Source organism: Calditrichota bacterium, assembly GCA_020637445.1.
In the GTDB taxonomy this organism is placed as follows: Bacteria; Electryoneota; RPQS01; order RPQS01; family RPQS01; genus JABWCQ01.
Genome location: JACJVZ010000003.1, coordinates 47249 through 69216 on the forward strand (window position 1 = coordinate 47249; position 21968 = coordinate 69216).

The 21968-nt window shown below is 54.2% G+C and carries 14 protein-coding genes; 7 read left to right on the forward strand and 7 right to left on the reverse strand.

Annotated elements, in window-relative coordinates; all coding sequences use genetic code 11:
• Window positions 1-8: 8 nt before the first annotated feature.
• A complete protein-coding gene (locus tag H6507_11125) occupies window positions 9-1460 on the reverse strand; it encodes a hypothetical protein (protein MCB9369649.1) in 1452 nt (483 codons plus the stop codon).
• Between the two features lie 353 nt (window positions 1461-1813).
• On the opposite strand from H6507_11125, the gene H6507_11130 reads away from it, so the two are divergent.
• On the forward strand, window positions 1814-4351 hold the full coding sequence (locus H6507_11130) for a S8 family serine peptidase (protein ID MCB9369650.1): 2538 nt from the start codon (window positions 1814-1816) through the stop codon (window positions 4349-4351).
• Between the two features lie 134 nt (window positions 4352-4485).
• On the opposite strand, the gene moeB is transcribed toward H6507_11130, so the two are convergent.
• Genes moeB through H6507_11150 form a run of 4 tightly spaced genes read right to left on the reverse strand, consistent with a single transcriptional unit; the run spans window position 4486 to window position 7401 of the window.
• Complete coding sequence (gene moeB, locus H6507_11135; protein MCB9369651.1) at window positions 4486-5646, reverse strand: molybdopterin-synthase adenylyltransferase MoeB; 1161 nt, start codon at window positions 5644-5646, stop codon at window positions 4486-4488.
• Window positions 5643-6011 carry a MoaD/ThiS family protein gene (locus H6507_11140; protein MCB9369652.1) on the reverse strand — a complete coding sequence of 123 codons (369 nt, stop codon included), beginning with the start codon at window positions 6009-6011 and terminating at the stop codon, window positions 5643-5645. Before H6507_11140 ends, moeB begins: the two co-directional genes overlap by 4 nt.
• Window positions 6011-6460, reverse strand: coding sequence for a M67 family metallopeptidase (locus H6507_11145; GenBank protein MCB9369653.1), 450 nt, complete (start codon window positions 6458-6460; stop codon window positions 6011-6013). Before H6507_11145 ends, H6507_11140 begins: the two co-directional genes overlap by 1 nt.
• Complete coding sequence (locus H6507_11150; protein MCB9369654.1) at window positions 6460-7401, reverse strand: cysteine synthase family protein; 942 nt, start codon at window positions 7399-7401, stop codon at window positions 6460-6462. Before H6507_11150 ends, H6507_11145 begins: the two co-directional genes overlap by 1 nt.
• A 458-nt stretch (window positions 7402-7859) precedes the next feature.
• Between H6507_11150 and H6507_11155 the strand changes: the two genes are divergently transcribed.
• From H6507_11155 to phoU, 6 genes are all read left to right on the forward strand, one after another.
• A complete protein-coding gene (locus H6507_11155; protein MCB9369655.1) occupies window positions 7860-8921 on the forward strand; it encodes a putative porin in 1062 nt (353 codons plus the stop codon).
• A gap of 193 nt (window positions 8922-9114) precedes the next feature.
• Window positions 9115-9981: a phosphate ABC transporter substrate-binding protein gene (locus H6507_11160; protein ID MCB9369656.1), complete on the forward strand. Its 867-nt coding sequence runs from the start codon at window positions 9115-9117 to the stop codon at window positions 9979-9981.
• Window positions 9982-10093: 112 nt separating this feature from the next.
• Complete coding sequence (gene pstC, locus H6507_11165; protein MCB9369657.1) at window positions 10094-10924, forward strand: phosphate ABC transporter permease subunit PstC; 831 nt, start codon at window positions 10094-10096, stop codon at window positions 10922-10924.
• 127 nt (window positions 10925-11051) lie between these two features.
• Entirely contained in the window at window positions 11052-11906 is an 855-nt protein-coding gene (gene pstA, locus H6507_11170) for a phosphate ABC transporter permease PstA (GenBank protein MCB9369658.1), read from the forward strand.
• Between the two features lies 1 nt (window position 11907).
• Entirely contained in the window at window positions 11908-12672 is a 765-nt protein-coding gene (locus H6507_11175; GenBank protein MCB9369659.1) for a phosphate ABC transporter ATP-binding protein, read from the forward strand.
• A gap of 124 nt (window positions 12673-12796) precedes the next feature.
• On the forward strand, window positions 12797-13456 hold the full coding sequence (gene phoU, locus H6507_11180; GenBank protein ID MCB9369660.1) for a phosphate signaling complex protein PhoU: 660 nt from the start codon (window positions 12797-12799) through the stop codon (window positions 13454-13456).
• Between the two features lie 95 nt (window positions 13457-13551).
• Here the strand turns inward: phoU and H6507_11185 are convergent, their stop codons facing one another.
• Window positions 13552-17931, reverse strand: a complete 4380-nt coding sequence (locus H6507_11185; GenBank protein ID MCB9369661.1) for a hypothetical protein — start codon at window positions 17929-17931, stop codon at window positions 13552-13554.
• A gap of 371 nt (window positions 17932-18302) precedes the next feature.
• Window positions 18303-21671 carry a hypothetical protein gene (locus H6507_11190; GenBank protein MCB9369662.1) on the reverse strand — a complete coding sequence of 1123 codons (3369 nt, stop codon included), beginning with the start codon at window positions 21669-21671 and terminating at the stop codon, window positions 18303-18305.
• Between the last annotated feature and the right edge of the window lie 297 nt (window positions 21672-21968).

The following is a 21968-nucleotide window of genomic DNA, read 5'->3' on the forward strand; positions in this document are numbered from 1 at the left end:
GCTTTTATTTATAGTCTTGAATTATCCTCTTCGCCTGTGATCAGGGCATTCAGTTTGTCGGTGATTGCAAGCAATCTTTCCGCTTGCTCCGACATCTCGGAAGCCGTGCGCGCACCTTGATCGGAATTGGACGCATTGTGCTGTCCGACGGAATCGACCTGCGAAACAGAGGTAGCCACTTGATCCAACCCCTGAGATTGACCGATCGAGGAGTTGGCGATTTCTGAAACCAAGGTGGCGGCTTTGCTCGTCGAGTCAAGCGCTTCCTTCAGGCCATTGTCGAGTTCGGACATCGCGGAGACGCTGATCTGGACTTTTTCGAGTGTGCCTTCAATCAGCGAGCTTGTGGACTTGGCTGCTTCGGCAGAACGCATGGCAAGATTCCGGACTTCCTCAGCGACGACTGCGAAACCCTTGCCCGATTCACCTGCGCGGGCGGCTTCGACGGCGGCGTTTAGAGCAAGCAAGTTTGTTTGAAAGGCGATTTCGTCGATTGTGCGAATGATTTTTGAGGTTTGTTCGGCAGCAGTAGACAGTTCGGTCATTGCCGTGGACAAAGTGAGCGAGGTTGTGACACTTCCCTCCACGAGGTTCTTGGTAGAGACCATTCTGTCAGAAGCCGCATTTGAATTTTCGACGCTGACTTTGGTCATCCCGACGATTTCTTCGATCGTCGAGCGCATCTCCTGAACCGTGGCTGAGAGTTCGCCTGCTCCGGCTGCAATGGACTGGTTGCCGGACGAGAGCTGTGTTGCGGCGGACGCAACATTGTGACCAGCCGAGCTCAAACTCGCCGCGATTTCTTTCAGCGGGCCGGACGTGGCGCGGACGGTGGCCAGAGACAGCATGACCGCGATTGCTCCCGCGATGCAAGACAGCATGATAATGAGGTTCATCATGTGGTTGACGCGCGAATAGATCGCATCAAGATTCTGCTCGACTTTTGCCGAGTATTTTTCGTTGACTTGATCGAGAAGTTCTCCGATTGCAGCGGCTTGGCTGTCAAACTCCGGCATGAAGTCATTTCCGGCCTTAGTTCCTTTGTTCGCGTACAGCCGAGCCATTTGCAGTCCAGTGTCGAGATAGTCTTCGAACTGGATATTGATTTTTCTGCATAACTCGACGCCGGCATGATCACCCTGCTGCGAGAGAATTGCGGACAATTCTCTGACGTTTTCGCGAAAGAGTTTGGCGTTTTCTTGAGCTTCGTCCAGACCGTCGTCGAGTCCGTCTTCTCCTCGCGTTGCACCGTAATCGGATAGGAACTGCTGAACTTCCGTTTTATGAAGCTGCATGTCTTTGGCCAAGTGTCCTGTTTGCAGGAATTGGCTTGTCGTAGCGGGGTCTGCGACTTCGCGAACACCTTTTCCGAGCGTCAGGACGAGTACACAAATCAAAATAAGTCCGACAGTCGGAATGCCAGCAGAAAGCAGCATCCGGCCTGTAATTCCAAATCGCATCAATTGTTTTCCGTTTCTGGTCGGGTCAAGTGTCTATTGCCGGGAAAAAACCATCAGCCAACAAGGCGCAATTCTCTTGCCACAAATGAGTTGAATTTTGCACATATCTCGTGCGCATCTTGTGCCCAATTTCGGGGATTCTTTTGACGAAAGTTAACCCGAGCCTGAAGCTATAGGACACCATATATCAAGCTCCAACAGCTATAAGGATCAACAATTTACTCGAGGTTGGATGAAATTTGTCTGGGAGTAATCTTCAGAATCTTTCGAGCGAGATATTGCCAGAGCGGTAAATCGTGATTACATTGTAGGATTCGAGAAACATGAATTGACTATCAAAACTGGAGACGAAGATGTCGCGACGGTTAATACTGGGTCTGCTTAGTTTATTGATGATTTCGATTGCGAATGCCGCACTTGAAGTGGTGCCGGGGCAGGCTCTGGTGCGCTTCGCTGAGCCGACGACCTTGGAGCAAGCTCAGAAAGAGTTTAATGCAAACGAGTTTCGAGTGGAGCAGGTGTTGGTGCGGAAGCTCGATATTTATCTTGTGAAGTTTGACGAGAAGCTGGACGTGGAGACAGCCGTGGAGATGCTTAAGGGCAATCCGAAGCTGTTGTGGGCGCAAGCCGATCATATTTTGGAGCAGCGCAATACTCCGAATGATCCGCTGTTTGGAAGCCAGTGGGACTGGAATCAGGCGAGTGACGCGGACGTGGATGCCCCGGAGGCCTGGGACATCACGACGGGCGGCATGGATGCGGGGGGGAATGACATTGTGGTTGCGGTCGTGGACGGCGGCTGCCGCATGACACACAGCGATTTGGCGGCCAATATTTGGCAGAACGAAGCGGAAATCAACGGCGTCACGGGCGTCGACGACGACGGCAACGGCTACATTGACGACAAGAACGGCTGGGACGCTTATTCGAACGACGGCACGATTCCTTCGGACAACCACGGCACGCACGTGTCAGGAACGGTCGGCGCCGTCGGCAACAACGGGAATTTGGTGACCGGCGTCAATTGGAACGTCAAGATCATGGAAGTGGCGGCCTCGAGCAGTACGACGTCGATTATTTCGATCGGGTATGGCTATGTGATTGACGTGAAGACGGACTGGCTCAACAGCGGCGGCACGGAAGGCGCGAACGTCGTCTCCACGAATTCGAGTTTCGGCATCGATCTCGCGAACTGCACGACGGGAAGTTATCCGGTCTGGAACGACTTGTACAACGCGATGGGCGCAGTCGGTGTATTGTCGGCGTGTGCGACGGCGAACGCGAACTACAACATCGATACTCAGGGCGACGTGCCGACGAGTTGTTCGAGTCCGTTTATCATTTCGGTGACGAATACGACCAGCACGGACCAGAAGAACTCGGGCGCGGCGTACGGCGCGACGACGATAGATTTGGGTGCGCCGGGAACGAGCATTCTCAGCACGACCAGTTCGAATGATAACAGCACGGGCACGCTGACGGGAACATCGATGGCAACTCCGCACGTAGCGGGTGCCGTGGCGTTGATGCACGCGGCCGCGAGTCCCGGTTTTTACAATTACTACTTGGCTTACCCGGATTCGGCGGCGCTGGTTTTGAAGCAGATGCTTTTGGACGGAACCGATCCCATTGCGGCACTGCAAGGAATCACGGTGTCGGGCGGGAGATTGAATCTTTACAATGCCTGCAACATGATCAATCAGTATGTCGGAGTAGAACCGGACGAGCCGTTCTTGACGGTCGAATCTTCGTCTTTCACAGACGCAACGACCGGCAACGACAACGGGAGTTGGGAACGCGGCGAAAGCGTCGAGATATTGGTTTCGTTGAATAATCTCGGCGAAGACGCTCTGAATGTCGCGGCTACTTTGTCGACTGCTGATCCGTATGTCACGATCACGAACGACTTCAGCACGTACGGAACAATTTTGAACGGACTAAGCGGAGACAACTCCGGCAACATGTTCGTCGCGGAGATTGCACCGGAAACTCCGCTTGATCACGTTATTGACTTCTCGCTTGCAGTGACCGCGGACAGCGGATATACGCGCGATTTGGATTTCACGCTGCTGGCTTCACCGAAGGTACCGCTCTACTCGGAGGATTTCGAAGAGGGATCGGAGTTTACGCACGAAGTGTATTCCGGCTCAGTGGATCAATGGCACCTTTCGACGGAAAACGCTTACTTGTCGACGACGTCGTGGAAGTGCGGCGACACGGGCACGGGGAATTATGCGAACTCGCAGGATGCTTCGCTGATATCGCCGGAGATTTTGCTGTACGAAGGCAGTGAACTGCGCTTCTGGCACACGATGGACAGCGAGATTTCAGGGACGTTCGCCGACTCGGCCTATGACGGCGGCAATGTATGGATGTCCGTGAACGGCGGAGCCTATTTTATGATCACGCCTGAGAACGGCTATTCGAAACACTTCCGCACGACGGCGGGCGGCGGTAGTCCGTTTACGGGAGCCCAGCCGGGCGCACCGTGTTACGCGGGCACGTTTGATTGGACACAAGCTACTTTTGATCTTTCGACGTATGCCGATTCAACAGTACAGTTCTTGTTTAGGTTTTCGACGGACGCAGGAACGAGCCGAGAAGGATGGTATGTGGACGACGTAGTTGTTTACGCCGCACCGAATACAGTGATCGTGCCGCAAGCTATTGACGGATTGGTGATTCAGCCGGACAACAGCGACGTGCATTTGTATTGGCCGGCATCAACGACGAGCGGCGCAGTGTACCGGATTTATCTAAGCGCAAATCCGGCGGTTGAACCAATTGACGCTTTCTTCATTGCGCAGACTACGGATACATTCTACACGGACGCCGGAATTTTGGATACGAACGACAATGTGTTCTATGAAGTGACGGCGACGGCTCCGTAGCCAGCGTGCCGCTGGGGCAAGTGTGCTGACGCGAAGCACACAAAATAGACAGGTATTTTGCTCGCGGCGGGAAACAGAACAAAAAGCCCCGATGTAATGTGCATCGGGGCTTTCATTTTGAAAAAAGAGTAGACTTAGTATTTCGGTTGCGAGGGGTCTATGTGATCGGACCACGCGAGAATTCCGCCTTCGAGATTGTAGATTTTTTCGAAGCCTGCTGCTCGGAGTTGATGCCAAGCACGCGCACTTCGAACACCGCTGCGGCAGGAGATGACGATGTCGCGGTTTTTGTAAGGCAGAAGTTCATCGAGTCTGAAATCCAACTCGGCAAGCGGAATTCGCAGGTCTTCGTTTAGGTGCGCAATCGAGAACTCTTCATAATTGCGAACATCGAGCACGACAGGACGATTGCCGTTGCCGTTCAGACGGCGCGCATGCAGTTCGTGAACCGTCATTTCTTTGACCTGGGTGAGAGCTTGTTCTTCGTTGCCGATACCGCAGAACTGCACGTAGTCGACGGGTTCAGTGATCGTCGGATGTTCTCCGCACAGCGGGCACTCCGGATTGCGTTTCAATTCAAACTTCTTGAACGTAAGATCGAGCGCATCGAAACGCAAGAGTGTGCCGACCAACGGAGTGCCGATACCGAGCAGCAGTTTTAGGGCTTCGTTTGCTTGTATCGAACCGACAATCCCGGGGAGAACTCCGAGTACTCCGCCTTCTGCGCAAGACGGAACCAGTCCGGGAGGCGGGGGTTCGGGATAGAGACAGCGGTAGCACGGTCCATCGGGATCGCAGAAGACCGAGGCCTGTCCTTCGAAACGATATATGCTCGCATAGACGTTGCGCTTGCCGAGGAAGTAGCTTACGTCGTTGACGAGATAACGTGTGGGAAAGTTGTCCGTGCCGTCCAGCAAGAGATCAAAATCCTTCGCGATATCGAGCGCATTCTCCGACGTGAAGAAGGTTTCGAAAAGATCGACTTGCACGTTCGGATTGAGATTTTTGATAAAATCCCGCGCGGACTTAAGTTTTGAGACTCCGACCGTGCGGCGTCCGTGAATGATTTGCCGTTGGAGATTGGTTTCGTCGACGACGTCAGCATCGACGATGCCGATTCTGCCGACGCCTGCTGCAGCGAGATAGGCGAGCAATGGCGACCCTAAGCCGCCCGCACCGACGACCAAGACTGAGGAATTTTTTAGTTTTAGTTGGCCTTCGACACCGACTTCAGGCAACAACAAATGCCTTGAGTATTGACGGTACTCTTGGGAGGTTAGGAATGGTTGGCTCATAAAGAGACCCCCCCTTGCCCCCCCGCGCATCGCAGGGGGGAATCAGAATCCCCCTTATCCCCACCGGAAGACCGGTGGGGAATATCCAAGCCTCCCGCTATTGATGGGACGATGGTTAGTTGTGCGCCGTCTTCTAATCTTGTGTTGTGCTTGTCGGGAAGATTTCGGACGTCTTGTTCGCCGAGATAGATGTTTACGAAACTGCGCAGCTTGCCGTTTTCATCGAAGAGATGTTTTTGCAGTGCGGGATAAGCGGCTGTCAAGCTGTTCAACGCCTCGGTGACGTTGGCCGCATCGAGTGCGACGGTGGTTTGATCGCCGGTGAAGCGGCGCAGGACCGTGGGAATGGAGATTTGAACGCTCATCAGACGGCGACTCTCTGGTGAATGATTAGTTTTTCTTCGACGTAACTTTTACGGTCATCGGCAAGCTGATAGCTGCGAATTTCGGCAGGCACGCGCTTGCGGACGGAAATGATGATGTAGCTGTAGAACGGCAGTGCGTGCTCGCGGTCGAATTCGGAAGGAATCGCGGGATGATCGGGATGACTGTGATAGATTCCAATGAGACCGAGGTCGAGATCCTTGGCGCGAGTTTCCGCCTTCATGAACTCTTCGGGAGTAATCAGAAAGCGGCGTTCTTTGTTGTCTTCGCGACTATTGTCAATGGCAATAACTTCGTGAACCGTTCGTTCACTGCCGACCTCGTATCCATAGAGAAATCCGCAGCACTCTTCGGGATAAGTCAGCCTGCCGTGTTCACGGATTTGATCGAGTTGCCGCTGGTGCAAATGTATTAGGGGTTTCGTGTTCATCAATTTATCTCCCATACCGGAGTGGACAGATATTTTTCAGCGCCGTCGGGGAAAATCGTGACGACGACGCCTGTATCAAGTGTGCGGGCAAGTTGAAAGGCAGCGGCGGCACTTGCTCCGCTCGAGGTTCCGACCAGCAAACCTTCTTCGGTTGCGAGCCGTTTGCACATGGTGTACGCGTCTTCGGTGGAGACTTCGAGTTCGACGTCAGACAGTGAGCCGTCAAAAATTTCAGGCACATGCACAGACGGCAGGTGTTTCAGTCCTTCCAATCCGTGAAACGGAGAATCGGGTTGAAAACTTGCGACGGTGATTTTGGGTGCGCGTGCTTTGAGGTAACGGCTGATGCCGGTGAAGGTTCCGGTTGTTCCCAAGCCACTGACAAAGTGAGTGACACGGCCATCGGTTTGCCGCCAAATTTCCGGGCCGGTCGTAAAGATGTGAGCTTGGACGTTGGCGGGGTTTGCATATTGATTTAGATAACAGTAGTTGTCCGGGTATTTTTCTTTCAGTTGTTTGGCGACAACCTGTGCACCGTCGGTGGACAGCAGCGGATCGGTGAAAATCAGTTCCGCGCCGTAGGCTTGCAGAATTTGTTTTCGCTCGCGGCTGGCATTTTCGGGAATGCACAGCGTGACGCCGATTCCCAAAGCCGCGCCAAGCATGGCTAAGGCAATCCCGGTGTTGCCGCTGGTAGCTTCGAGGACGCGGGTTCTCTCGGTGATCAGGCCCTCTCGGAGTGCCGCAGAGAGCATAGACCAAGCGGCGCGGTCTTTGACGGAGCCGCCGGGATTTTTCCATTCGGCCTTGGCAAACACGCGGACATCCGGCGACAGGTCGTCAGTGACACTTGTGAGCTCAATCAGGGGTGTGTTCCCGATCATGTTCACGAGCGGCGGCACGCGATGCGAGGTCCTCGCGGCCCGGGGAAGAGAGGCCATGGTGGCTATTGGGATGCTCATCGTAGAATTGGTGAATGACATGGATAATATTTCCGGGTAAAAAAAAGACCCCCTTGCACAAGCAAGGGGGTCTTCGACGTTTTTGTGATTTATCCGTTTCAATTAGTCACGGACATGCGCACACAAACCACCCTCGCTTTGGGAGCGGGCCTGACAACAACAGAGACAGGTGGTCATTTTTTGGGTACGCATATGTAAAAGATACGCTCTTCGAGGGGGGTAAGTCAAGGATCGGGAACAAGATTCTTTAGAAATTTTGGAATCATCCTCACACGATATTAATAAATTACTAACTAATTATATGAGTTAGCAATCGATAAGGTATTAGGAAAGCCTGAAGTTATGCCCGAATCGGGGTCTTCTTTCGACTGCTTCCACTAATCTTCCGCAAACACAATCTATTAGCACCTCTAACCTTTCACAACTCACCACCTCACATGCTCAAGTTTCTCACCCTTTTGATGGCCTCGTTGCCACTGCTGGCCAGCGCCGCAGATGATCTTCCCTTGTGGCTTGTAAACACAAAGTTTAACGGAGATTTTCGTTACCGTCACGAAGGCATTGACAAAGAAAACTCAGCGGCAACGTACCGGAATCGGATTCGCTATCGCCTCGGCCTTCAAACGATTGTTAATGATAAGGTTAAAGTTGGTGCGCGGTTCGCCAGCGGAACGGGCGACCCAAGAAGTACGAACCAAACATTAGAGGATGGATTGTCCGCAAAGCCGATCAACCTTGATCGAGCGTACTTTGAACTGACCCCGTGTGAGCACTGGTGGGTAACCGGTGGCAAAGTCGAGAATCCATTTGTTTCGACAGATTTGCAATGGGATACGGATGTGAATTTTGAAGGCGGCGTGGCCAAGTACTCAACGGGCGAAAAGACAAAAGTCACGTTTACGGGTGGGGCGATTTGGCTTGATCCCTATGCTTCGGGTCATGGTACCGGTATCTGGGCGGGACAGGTTTCGGCCTCTGGAGCAAATGGCGACACGAAGTGGAAGGCGGCGGCGGGAATGTGGAGCTATGCACTGGGTGGAATTAACCGGCAGGCGGGTGTAACTACCGGTTATGGGAACTCGGTTGCGAACAACATGTTCGTCAAAGACTATGAGATTCTGGATGTCGTGGCCGAAGTGACGATGCCGGTGGCGAAGTCGAAAATGATTGTGACCGTGAATCCGGTTCTGAATACGGCGACTTCTACGGATAATGTAGGCTGGATGGCGATGCTGAAGCTCAAGGGCAAGGTTTGGAAACGAGCAAGTTCGGTGTCGTACGACTACCGAGTCCTCGAGGCGGACGCGGTTTTTGGAGCATTTACGGACAGCGACGCGGCAGGAGGCAGAACCGACCAGCGCGGACACCGCATCATGGGTGATTTGGAAGTGATTGACGGATTCACGCTGGGCGGATCGGCGTACTTCAATACACTTTCGGCATCAGGGGACGGCCGTTGGTACCAGCGGTGGATGGTTGACGGTGTGGTGAAGTTCTAATCGGCGCCAGCGTGCCGCTGGACTGGTTGACGCTGGCGGGGTGATTTTTGATTCTCGCGAGATGCCCCTGCCGGAGGCAGGGAAGTAGTAGAAGGGCTTTGCTCGGCGAAGCGGGGGCAGTTAGCGTTCTCTCACAGTTTCCTCACAAATATTGTTTACTCTCACAAATTCCAAGTTGTTTCAAGGAGATAAGATGCGTTCGATTACACGTTTTGCAATGGTTGCGTTGGCAATCGGTTTGTTAGCCCTTGGATGGGGCTGCGGCAAGAAGGCAGAGTCGCCCAAAGAGAAGACCTCTATAGATATCAAGGGTTCGGACACGATGGTGAACCTGATGTCAGCACTGGCGGAGGCCTACATGAAAGCTCATCCGGACAAGCAGATTGCGGTCACGGGTGGCGGCAGCGGCACGGGCATCGCGGCGCTTTTGAACGGCACGACGGACATTTGCGCGGCTTCGCGGTCGATGCAGCAGAAGGAAATCGATCTGGCGACGTCGAAAAATATTCATCCGACGGAAACGGTAATTGGCATGGACGGACTTGCAGTTTTCGTAAATCCTGCCAATACTGTGGACAGCCTGACGCTTCCGCAGCTCAAGGAGATTTTCCAAGCGACGGTGACGGACTGGAAAGACGTGGGCGGCACGCCGGGGAACATCGTGGTGCTTTCCCGCGAGAACAACAGCGGCACATATGTTTACTTCAAGGAACACGTGCTGGAGAAGGGTGACTACACTCCGACGGCGCGCTTGATGACCTCGACCGCGGCTTTGACGCAGGAAATCTCCTCGAATACGAATGCGATTGGCTACGGCGGCGAAGCCTACGGCAAGGACGGCAAAGTCAAGATGCTGCACGTGAAGAAGAACGCGGAAACACCGGCGGTGTATCCCACGGATGAAACCGTGCGCAACGGCTCATACCCGATCGCTCGCCCTCTTTATTTGTATACGAACGGCACGCCGAGCGGATTTATCGGCGATTTTATAACTTACTGCAATTCACCCCAGGGTCAAGCGATCGTACGCGAAGTCGGTTACGTGGCCATGAAGGGATAGCCATTTCTTGAGTTTGGGCAGGGTTGGCAAAAGCCAATCCTGCCCACAACACTTTCTTACTTTGGCACTGAACAGAAACTACTGGACGGCCCGGGCCATTCGATACTTTTTCATGACGTGCGCGGCGATGTCAATCATCATCGTCGTGCTCGTCTTTTTGTTTCTGGGCAAAGAGAGTGTGCCGTTCATAGCCAAGTATGGACTGAGTGATTTGGTAGGGACCTTGTGGCAGCCGGTTTCATTTGAGGATGAGCAGTTCGGGATGCTGCCGCTGATCACGGGGTCCGTTCTTGTGACCTTATTGGCGACGATCTTCGCGGTGCCTTTTGGCGTGGTGAGTGCGATTTACATCGCGGAAATGGCTTCTCCGTTCGAGCGTGAAGTTTGGAAACCGGTTATCGAAATGCTGGCCGGTATTCCGTCCGTGGTATTGGGTTTCTTCGGTTTGGTGGTCGTCGCACCCTTGGTCAAAGAATGGCTGCATCTTGATTCAGGACTGAACGCGCTGACCGGCTCGCTGTTGTTGGCTTTGATGGCGATCCCGACGATTATTACAATTTCTGAAGACGCGATACGGAACGTGCCGAAGTCCTACAAAGAAGCATCGTATGCTGTGGGGGCATCGAAGCTGCAAACGATATGGAAAGTAACCGTTCCGGCGGCTTTGTCGGGAATCGTGGCGGCGGTGATGCTGGGATTGGGCCGAGTCGTGGGAGAGACGATGGCCGTGATGATGGTGACCGGCAATGCGGCAATTATTACGTTTTCACCGACTCAGCCGGTGCGCACGATGACGGCGACGATTGCCGCGGAGATGGGTGAGGTTCCGGTTGGCAGCGATCATTATTACGCATTGTTCGTGGTCGGAGTCGTATTGCTTATCATGACTTTTTCCTTGAACATGGTTGCTCAGTGGGTGCTCAAAAAATACAGGATCGGGTAAAGATGTACCCGTTGATTCGACTCACCCCCCCTTACACCCCCGCTAAAGCGAGGGGGAATGGAGAATTCCGATTGACTCCCGCTTGCCCCTCTGGAAGACCGGGTGGGAATGGAGCGTCGCTATGAGTATGAAGCCGCGCAACACGTCCGAACGGTTGGTGTACTACGGTATGCTGGCGGTGACGTATGCGATCTTGTTGGTGGTCGTGTACATTATCGCCGATGTTGTGGTCGGGGGAATCGGGACGATCTCGTGGGAATTTTTGACTGAAGCTCCGCGCAAGAGCGGCGAAGAAGGCGGTATTTGGCCCGTGATCGTGGGCACGTTTTATTTGGTCTTCGGCACAATCATTTTTGCTTTGCCGTTGGGGATGTCGGGAGCGATTTACTTAAGTGAATACGCCAAACAAGGCAAGCTGACGCAGATGATCCGGCTGGCAATTGTGACGCTGGCGGGAATACCTTCGGTTGTGCTTGGGTTGTTCGGACTGGGGTTGTTTGTAATTTTCTTGGGATTCGGTGCATCGATCTTGGCGGGCAGTTTGACACTGGCGTGCATGATCTTGCCGACGATAATCGTGGCGAGTGAAGAATCGCTGCGCTCGATTCCGCAGTCTTTCCGCGAAGGAAGTCTGGCGCTGGGAGCAACGAAGTGGGAAACGATTCGCCGCAACGTGCTTCCTTACGCGACTCCAGGAATGCTGACGGGATCGATTTTGGGAATTGGCCGGGCAGCGGGAGAAACGGCGCCGATTCTTTTGACTGTGGCAGCCTTCTTCCTCCCTTCCCTGCCGAAGTCGATTTACGATCAGTGCATGGCCCTTCCCTATCACTTGTATATTTTGGCCACACAACTTCCTGACGTCGAGAAAGCACGGCCGATGCAGTATGGCACGGCCCTGGTGCTGATCGCAGTTGTGTTGGGTTTCAACTTGATCGCAATAGTTCTTAGATCTCATTTTAGACGCAAATACCGTTGGTAACATGTCCTCAGCAGAAATTCATATAGAGGCGGCGAATCTCAACTTCTTTTACGGAGAGACACAGGCTCTGTTTGACGTGTCGATCGGTTTACGGCGCAATAGGGTGACTGCGTTTATCGGTCCTTCGGGCTGCGGAAAGTCAACATTTCTGCGCACAATCAACCGGATGAACGACATCATCGACGGAACCCGGCTTGAAGGCAAGGTTCTGGTGGACGGCGACAACATTTATGACGGCGTGCACAATGTCATGGACTTGCGCCGCAAAGTCGGGATGGTGTTCCAGAAGTCGAATCCGTTTCCGAAGTCGATATTCGAGAATATCGCGTACGGTCCGAGGATTCACGGCGAGAAGAACAAACGCAAGCTGTCGGAGATCGTGGAACACAGTTTGGTACGGAGCGGACTTTGGGAAGAAGTCAAAGACCGTCTTGAACACAATGCCATGGGTCTTTCCGGTGGTCAACAGCAGAGGTTGTGTATAGCCCGCGCCTTGGCGGTGAATCCGGAAGTGTTGTTGATGGACGAACCGGCCTCGGCATTGGATCCACGATCGACGGCGAGAATCGAGGACTTGATCGGGGAGTTGCGGGGCGAGTATACAATTGTGATTGTGACACACAACATGCAGCAAGCGGCCCGCGTGTCGGATGAAACGGCGTTCTTCTATGAGGGCAAACTCATCGAAGTTGGTCAAACGAAACAGATTTTCACGAATCCGAACGAGAAGCAAACGGAAGATTACATTACGGGCCGATTCGGGTAGGCTTTGGACCAGGTCCGGTTCAAGGTGTTATTGGATCGGGCTTGATTGATTGGCAAAATATTTGCAGATTGTTAGCATAGGGCGCGCGTTGCGCCCTCTCTCTCTCGACGGAAAGGAGCCATTCATGGCAGTACACTTAAGAAGGGACCTTGACCGCTTGAAGCGAAGGATTTTGTCTTTCGGTGCGGCGGTGGAGGAAAACGCCCGTATGGCGACCAAAGCACTGCGCGACTTTGACAAGAAGGCGGCTCAGCGCGTGATCGACAGCGACGACGCGATCAATCAGGAAGAAGTCGAAATAGAAGATTCCTGTTTGAAGATACTCGCGCTGCATCAGCCGGTCGCGGTGGACTTGAGATATGTCGTGACGGTATTGAAAATCAACAGCGATCTGGAGCGGATCGCGGATTTTTCGGTGAACGTTGCCAAGCGTGCCCGTCGATTGGCCGACCAGCCGCGAATCATCCTCCCGCGGGAGATCATCACGATTGCCGACAAGTCGATGCTGATGGTAAAATCGACGCTGGACTGTTTGGTGGAACACGACGCACTGGCAGCGCGCGGGGTGTGCGCGGCGGACGACGAAGTGGACGACCTTCAGCGCAAGCTGCATGATATCGTGAAGAACGAGATCATGGCCAAACCGGAAGACACGGCGCAATGGCTGCAGGTGTTTTCGACGATTCGCTATTTTGAACGGATCGGCGACTTGGCAACGAATATTGCCGAAGATGTGATCTATCTTGTTGAAGGCGAAGTAATCCGGCACCGGGAACAACCTTAGAACATCGCACAGCCGGATTCCGCATTTAGTTTGCAAATGAAAGCGGCGGCCCCCATCAGGGGCCGCCGCTTTTTCGTCGGGTTCGTTATACGAACTTAGCGGTTCAGGATCGGGACACCGCCGCAATCGGCCGTAATCACGTAGTACCTGAAGGTCGTCCACGGATCGGTGCTGTCGAAGACGACGACGTCATTTTGAAGCACACCGGTGAGGGTGGTTTCGAGGACGAAGTCAGCGTCGGCGCCGTCATCCGGGTTGCCGTCGTTGTTCGGGTTGATTGAGTACCAGACCTTGTAGTCGGCGTCTTGCGGAGCCGTGAAGCGAAGCTGGAGATGATCAGCTTGATCCACGGTCGGGATCGCATAGGCCGTGAGGTCAATCACCGGATCACAGGTCGCGGTCACCGGACACACGACGCTCGGGGTGCAAGGCGTGCCGTCGTCGGTGATGATGAAGGCGAAGTTGAACGGCGGGGTCGAGAAGGCACTAAAGGCCGTGATCAACAGCTTGTACTCGGCGCCAAGCACGGAGCAGAAGCTGAGTTCTGACTGGAGACCGCAGAAGTCGTCATTGTTGGCGACGCATTCGAGGGTTTCGCAGGTTTCGCCGCAGAATACGCCGATTTCGGAGTCGTAGGTCGTCAGAGCATCACACAGCGAAATCGTCACGGTGTTGCCCGTACCTATGAACTTGTACCAAACCGCCGGCGGGAGGCTGGTGCTATACCAGATTTGGCAAGCCGGCAGGTTAGTTTCAGGATTGTAACCGTCGCAGGTACCGAAGTAGGTCTGGTTGAAACCAGCAGCCGTCGCGTCGATACAATCATCCGAACCTTGCAGGATGAGCGGGCACGGGGTGGCGCAGGTCAACGTAACATCCCAAACACCGGCGAGGGCGCCGCATTCGAGTTCGGTATTGTCGGCACACATGGTGGTACCGTTGTCGTCGTAGCAGCAGCGACCCACTTCGCAAGGCGTGGTCGTGCAAGACAGGCCTTCATCCCAGACACCATTCAGAGCGAGGCACTCGAGCTCGGTGTTGTCAAGGCAGGCAGCAGCGCCACCGTCGAGGTAGCAGCAACGGCCCGACGGGCAGGGATCGGTGGTGCAGGACAGACCGACGTCCCAAATACCGTTCAGAGCGATACACTCGAGTTCGGTGTCATCTTCACAGGAAGCAATACCGTTGTCGAGGTAGCAGCAACGGCCCGTTTCGCACGGGGTTGTTGCACACGTCAGGTTGATGTCGAATTGGCCACCCAGCAGATCGCAGTCTGCGAACAGCAGGTCAGCACACATCGGAGCGCCTGCATCGAGGTAGCAGCAACGGCCTTCGAGCGAGCAGTTGACCGGGGTACCGAAGTAGGCACCAAGGTCATTGATCGAGATTTCGAAATCACCCGTGTTCGTCGAGAAACCGGTCACGAGGACATAGTAGTCACGGCCTAATTCAGAGGCCCATCTGATGGTGGAACGGAGGCTGAATCCTGAGCAATTGTCATCGTTGCCGCCCACACAGATCAGGTAGTCACAGGCACCGCAGAAGATACCGATCTTGGTATCAAAGGTCGTGAACGCATTACAGGTCGTGGCTTCAAGGCTGTCGCCGTTGCCGGTGACCTTGTACCAAACGCCCGGAGATGTGTTCAGCGACGTACCACACAAGGCGACGTTGTCAATCGTGTAGCCCACGGTGGTACCTTCAACGGTAGCACCAACACCCAGAACAGGAGCGTCCACACATTCGTCAGAACCTTGCAGAACGACGGGGCACGGATTGGCCGTACAGGTCAAGGTAGAATTCCACGAACCAGCCAACGCGATGCACTCGAGCTCGGTGTTGTCGGCACAGCTTGCGCCACCGTCGTAGCAGCAACGGCCAACCGGGCAGGGGTTGTCGGTACAGTTGGAGAAGTCATCCCACTGACCACCGAGAGTCGTACATTCACCTTCGAGGTTGTCGACGCACATCGGGGTTCCTGCATCGAGGTAGCAGCAACGACCGAGGGGGCTGCAATCAATCGCGCCAGTACATGCAACGCCGTCATCGGTCACCGAAAGCACATAGGAACCGGTAGAGGTGCTAAATGCAGTCACCAAGATGTAGTAGGTATTGCCGGCAGCGGAGCACCACGTGAACGTGGACGCAGCACCCGGAGTCACACAGCCGTCATCGTCACCGCCGACGCACACGAGGTCTTCGCAAGTGCGGCAGAAGACGAACAGCTCGGTGTCGAAGCTGGTAGCCGGATCACACAGGCTTGCGGTCATCGTGTTGCCTGTTCCGACGACGTTGTACCAAACGCCGGGAGCGGACGTATTGTAAATCGAACCGCACGACGGGATTCCAGTTTCAGGCGTCGCGCCAACGGTCGTTCCGGAAACGGTCATCGGGACGGTGGCCAGGACAGGACCCGGGCAAAGATCGTCACCCTGCAATTGAACGGGGCAAGGATTAGCTGTACAGGTGTAACCAGCGGTCCATTCGCCAGCAAGCTGCAAACAGTCGTAGGGACCGTTGTCCGTACAGCTCGCGCCGCCATTGTAGCAACAGCGGCCAACTTCGGTGCACGGCGAGGTGGTCAGCGTGTAGGCATCACAGCTCGAAATTCTGTCAACCATGATGTAGTATGTACCTGCATCGAGCGGCACGCAGCTCAAGAGCATGGTGTCTTGGAAGGTGGCTTGATAGGCAATACAGTTGAAGCTATCGGGCGGGCAAGAGGAGGAAATCACGAGACCACGGGATTGCGACGTGGTGGCCGTCAACATGATATTCCAAGCGCCACCGGTGGTGGTGGTCCACTGATAGATGTAGTCTTCGCTAGCGTCATAGCTGCCCAAGCAGGTATTCTGCCAGTCATTAAGGGCGCCGCACGTGGTGCCGTTAACGGTGAAACCATCGGTCTGAGCTTCGTCATAGCACTCGCGAACCTGAACGGTCACACGGCAGGTGTCATTGGCGGTGTCTTCATCGCCAACCAAACCGGTCCAAAGAAGCAGTTCGTAATCACCAACCGCCACCGGAGCCGTTTCGGTGCCGGCGAAGTCGTGGTTTTCAGACTGGTTGTTAGCCAGGACCGCAGTGGCTTCCGTCACGACGGTACCGCCGTTGAACTGATAGCTAACCGGAGCAGACTGGGTGATGTTACCCGCGTTGCGGAAAGTACCGATGACTTCAAAGACTTCACCGGGCGACAGACGCAACGGGGAAGGCTCGACAACAGCGTCACACGAGAAATCGTTATCGAGGAAGAGTTGGTAGAACCAAATGGCGCGGCCGTCCAGAGCATTTGTGTAGGCCGAATCCATAACTGTGCTGCAGTGGTAGGTCAGGTGGTCAAGACCGCCGGTACCGTTGGACTGCTGAATACCGATCGTCGGCGACTTGCCAGCGGTGCCCGTGCTTGGAGTGTTGAAGATTTGACGGTATTGGAACTTGATCTTACCATCATTCCAAAGCTGGCACTGGTAGTCCAGAATGTCACCGGTGCCAAGGAACACGCCCAAGGAGTCCCAGGTGATCGTCACGTGGTCGGCATAAACTTGATAGACAACACGACCGCCATCGGTGCTTCCACCGTTGACCGCATGTCCGTCATCCCAAAAGGGCATAACGGCGGGACCGGTCGGGGTGCTCGTCGAGGGCCAGCATTCGTTGCTGAAGTCGGACGTAGTGCCGGTCATATCAATGTAACCATTGGTACCCGGGGAACCAGCGGTATAGTTGACACCAAAGAACGGGAAGTTAAAACCCCAAGAGAAGTTTTGGGCACCGTCGTCAGAGGACGAAATGTTGGTCAATTCAACAGGAGCGGTTGGTTCTTCCCACGAATAGGTCGCAGTATCACCATTCAGGTTGTCCACCCAGCGATAGCCTATGGCGCTGGGGCCGCCAATATCATCAAGGTTGTCATTTTCGTCACGGCCACCATCAAACATGTTGCTGGCTTCGAGTTCCAGTTTCTCGGCCGGGCTCAATTGGATACCTTCGTCGCGACGCTCGCTCAATTGGAGGAGGTAGAGATCACGAGCTTCAGCTTTTTCGCGCTCGATACGATCGAGTTCGGCAAGCATGCCGTTGGAGCGATAGTAGTTATCGTCCTTAACTTGAACGGCTTCCTGAACTTTGGCAGTTTCCGTAGCGGCAGACTTAGGAGTCTTTCCAAGGTATTCGTCAATCTGCGCTTCGTCCATACCGATGGAGCGCAGATATTCGGCATCCTTGACCACAGGCTCTTCGCTTGCGGGGACGGCAATACCTTGATTTTCAAGGTCTTGCACAACCATCGCTCGCTTATTGAGCAGTTCAGGATTTTGGTTGTCCGAGGCTAAGAGGGCATCGATCTCCGCAAGGAGAGCCGCCGCAGTCTCGGACTTTTTCATTACTTTTCGTCCTTGTTCGGTCGCGACAGCGACATAAGCCGCGCCGAACAGGATACATGACATCACAATCAGGGATAACCACTTCTTCATTTTCTACCTCTGAGTTTTGATGGCCCCGGGGGTTGGAATTTGGTTCTTGCAACAGGAACACACAGACACAATACGAGCATGCAGCAAGAAAATACAGTTAGGATAACAATATAGACAATCAGGCAAGGGATGTAAAGTCATGAAAGGAGTTCAGAAAACTTCGGTTGAGGACGATGAGGATTGGAAACATTCGTGAATGCATGTAGATAAGTGTTTGTTAAGAAAACATTTGTTCGATAATAGTTCAACAATTGGGTGAAAAAATATTAGCGCAGAGGGGCTTTACTGCAAGATTGTTACAGAAACAGAGGAACAAAGAAACGGCGGCGACCCGAGGGCCGCCGCCGTGCCATTTTGGCAGAGAGGGTTACTTATCTTGCAGGAGTGCAGTCCGCGGTTACGACAATGTACCGGTAGGTATCGAAGCCGGCCGGGAAGTCGTAGGTATGAACACCAGCCCCGAAGTTAAGAGAAGTGACCAAGATGAAATTCGCGTCAGCACCGTCATCCGGGTTACCATCGTTATTGGGAACGTTGGAGTACCAGATTTTGTACAGAGCGTCTTGAGGCGCATCGAACTCGAGACGTAGGTGGTCACCAGACTGCCCCGACGTCACGACATATGCCGTCAAGTCAATGACCGGATCACACGGAAGCTGGAGGATCGGGCACACCACAGTGGGAGTACAGAAAGTCCCGTCATCGGTAATAGTCAGAGCGAAGTTTCCGGGAGTGGAGGTTTCGCTGAACGCCGTGACCAACAACTTGTACTCGGCACCGGACACGCTGCAGAAAGAAACTTCCGACGCGCCGTAAGAACCGCAATAGTCATCGTTGCTGCCGACACATTCGAGCGCATCGCACGTTTCACCGCAGAAGACGCCGATTTCGGAGTCGTAGTCGGACAGCGGATCACACAGAGACACGGTCATCGTGTTTCCGGTACCCAAGAACTTGTACCAAACACCCGCGGGGTTGTTGCTGACGCCGTACCACGACGCGCAAGTCGGGAGCGAGAATTCGCCTGTGTAGCCGACGATGGTACCGACATACTGCTGGTTCATCGCGGGAACGAGCACAGCATCAAGACAATCGTCGCTGCCTTGCAGAATGGTCGGACAACCGGTTTCGGCACAGGTCGTGGTCGACGTCCAGATTCCGCCCAACGTCTGACATTCAAGATCGGTGTTGTCCGTGCAAGACGCACCGTTGTTGTAACAGCAACGTCCGACGGGGCAGGGATTCAGCGCACAGCTTGACAGATCATCCCACTGACCACCGAGAATGGTACACTCGGCTTCGAGATTGTCGACACACATCGGGATTCCGGCAGCGAGGTAGCAGCAACGGCCTTCAGGAGCGCAATCGATTGCTCCAGTACACGGCACGCCGTCGTCCGTAACGGCCAAGACATAGTCACCGAAGCCGGAACCAAAGGCCGTCACGAGAATGTGATAGGTCGTACCGGGGGCCGAACACCACGTAATTGTAGATGCAAGACCGGGGGTTACACAACCGTCGTCGTCACCGTCAATACAAATCAGGTTGTCACAGCCGCCGCAGAAGACGAACATTTCGGTGTCCCATGTAGTTACGGGGTCACACAGACCCACGGTCATGGTATTACCGGTTCCGACCACGGTGTACCAAACACCGAGAGCCGTTGTGCTGTAACCCGTTCCGCACGTGGGAATACCGGTTTCAGCGGACGCGCCCGCCGTGGTACCGGAAACGGTCATGGGGACACTAAGCAGCGGGCCGGGGCAGTCGTCGGTACCTTGCAATTGTACCGGGCAAGGATTGGCAGCACAGGTATACCCCGCGCTCCATTCGCCGCCAAGCTGCAAGCAGTCATACGGACCGTTGTCCGTGCAGTTCGCGCCGCCGTTGTAACAACAGCGGCCTTGATCCGTGCAGGGCGTGACACTCAGAGTGTATGCTCCGCAGGACAGGTACTGATCCACAACGATGTAGTGAGTACCCGGTTCGAGCGCGAGGCAATTGATACTCACGGTATCTTGATAAGCCGTGACGGTTGCCAAACAGTTGAAGCTATCGGGCGGACAGGAAGACGTAACGGCAACACCCCAATAGTAGGTCGTCGCAGAAATGAGCTGAATTTTCCAAGAACCACCGGTCGTAGTGGTCCACTGGTAGATGTAGTCTTCGTTGCCGTCGTAAATTCCCAGACAGGTGTTGGACCAGTCGTTGACCGCACCGCAAGTTGTTCCGGCGTCGGTGAAGGCGTCCGTTTGAGTTTCGTCGTAGCACTCGCGAACCTGAACGGTCACTCGGCAGGTGTCATTTGTGTGATCCTGATCCGTCGTGAGGCCGGACCAAAGCAGGAGTTCGTAGTCGCCAACAGTCATTGGCGCAGTCTCCGTTCCGGCGAAATCGTGATCTTCCGTAGCATTTGTGGCAAGAACCGCAGTGGCTTCAATGTGATTGGCACCGCCATTGAAGCGATAGCCAATGGGCGAAGATTGAGTGACGCTGCCGGAGTTGCGGAATCTACCGACGATATTCATGACCGTGCCCGGGGAAACACGCAAGGGGCTCGGCGAAACGACGGCACTGCACGAAAAGTCATTGTTGAGGAACAACTGGTAGAACCAAACGGCACGATTGCGAATCGTGTCTTGACTTGCGTCAGCCACCGTGTTGCAAGCATAGGTCAGGTAGTTGTTCGCCGGAGCAGTACTTCCCTGCTGAATTCCGATGGTCGCGGAAGGAAAAGTCGTCGAGGGTGTGTATCTGTCCAGAGCTTTGTACTGGAGCTTGATCTTGCCGCTCGAATAGAGAATAGCCTGATAGCTGTACGTGTGTTGATAGGACGGGGAAAAACGGCCAACCGAGTCCCACTGCACGATAACACGGTTTCCTTCGTCTTTGACCCAGATGCTGCCGGAGTCGGACACCGTACCGGAAACGCCCGTGCCGCCGCGATCGAGATGTTGGTCATCCCAAAGCGGCCAGATACCGCCGGAGGGGAACAAGGTCGACGGCAAGGTACAGGTATTGGAGTAGGACGTGACACTGGTCATACCGATCGCGCCGTTCGTGCTGGGATAAATCGCGGTGCGATTGACGCCGTAGAACGGGAAATTGAAGCTCAGGTTAACCGTGCCAGTACCGTCGTCCTGCGTACCGGAGGAAATGGTCAGCAGCGAAGCGCCGGGAGCGCCGACAATATCTTCCCAAGCGTAGGTGGCCGTGTCACCACCCAGGTTGTCCATCCAGCGGTAACCAAAGCCGTCGGGGCCGCCGGTATTGTCGAGATGATCCCGACTATCATCACTTTGACCTTGACCGTCAAGGATACCGCTTGCATAGAGTTCTTCTTTTTCCGACGGGGACAGGAAGTCACCGTTTTCGGCGCGATCTCGCAGCGCCATGTAGTAGGCTGCGCGAGCCTCGGCTTGTTCTTGTTCGAGCGCGGCCGCGTTGTCCAGCGCTCCTTCCGAGAGAAGGTATTCCACATCCTTCACCTCGGCGGCAGTCTGCGGCTGCTCGGCGACGGTTTCGCCTGCATCGGCCAGTTTAGTTGCGAGTTCCGCCCGTTTTTGCAGCAATTCAGGATTGCCGGCATTTTTGGCCAACAGCGCGTCGACTTGCTGGAGCATTTCGCGCGTCGCCGCCGTGCTGTTCAGCACGGATCGTCCTGATTCAGTAGCGACGGCCAGGTAGGCCGCTCCGAACAGGAGAGTCGTCATCACAATCAGCGATAACCACTTGTTCATTTTGTCCCTCAATGTTTAAGTTGCTCCGAGTTGGAAATATTTCATCTTGTCTGCAGAAAGTAGGGCGAAATTGCGGAGCGAAGACAAGAGATTTTGAAGGACTTAATATATGTTACGGGCGAAGTGAAGTAAAGCGGCAAACGGGGTCAACACGATAATAACAAAAATAGTTCCGCCACCCAAGATGAGAAGAAAAACAGACTAATTGTGATACTGAACTGAGTTTAGTTTTTTTCGAGTCGAGTGCAAACTCAAAGAGGGAATATGATTCCTCTTATTGATAACATCTTTAATTCT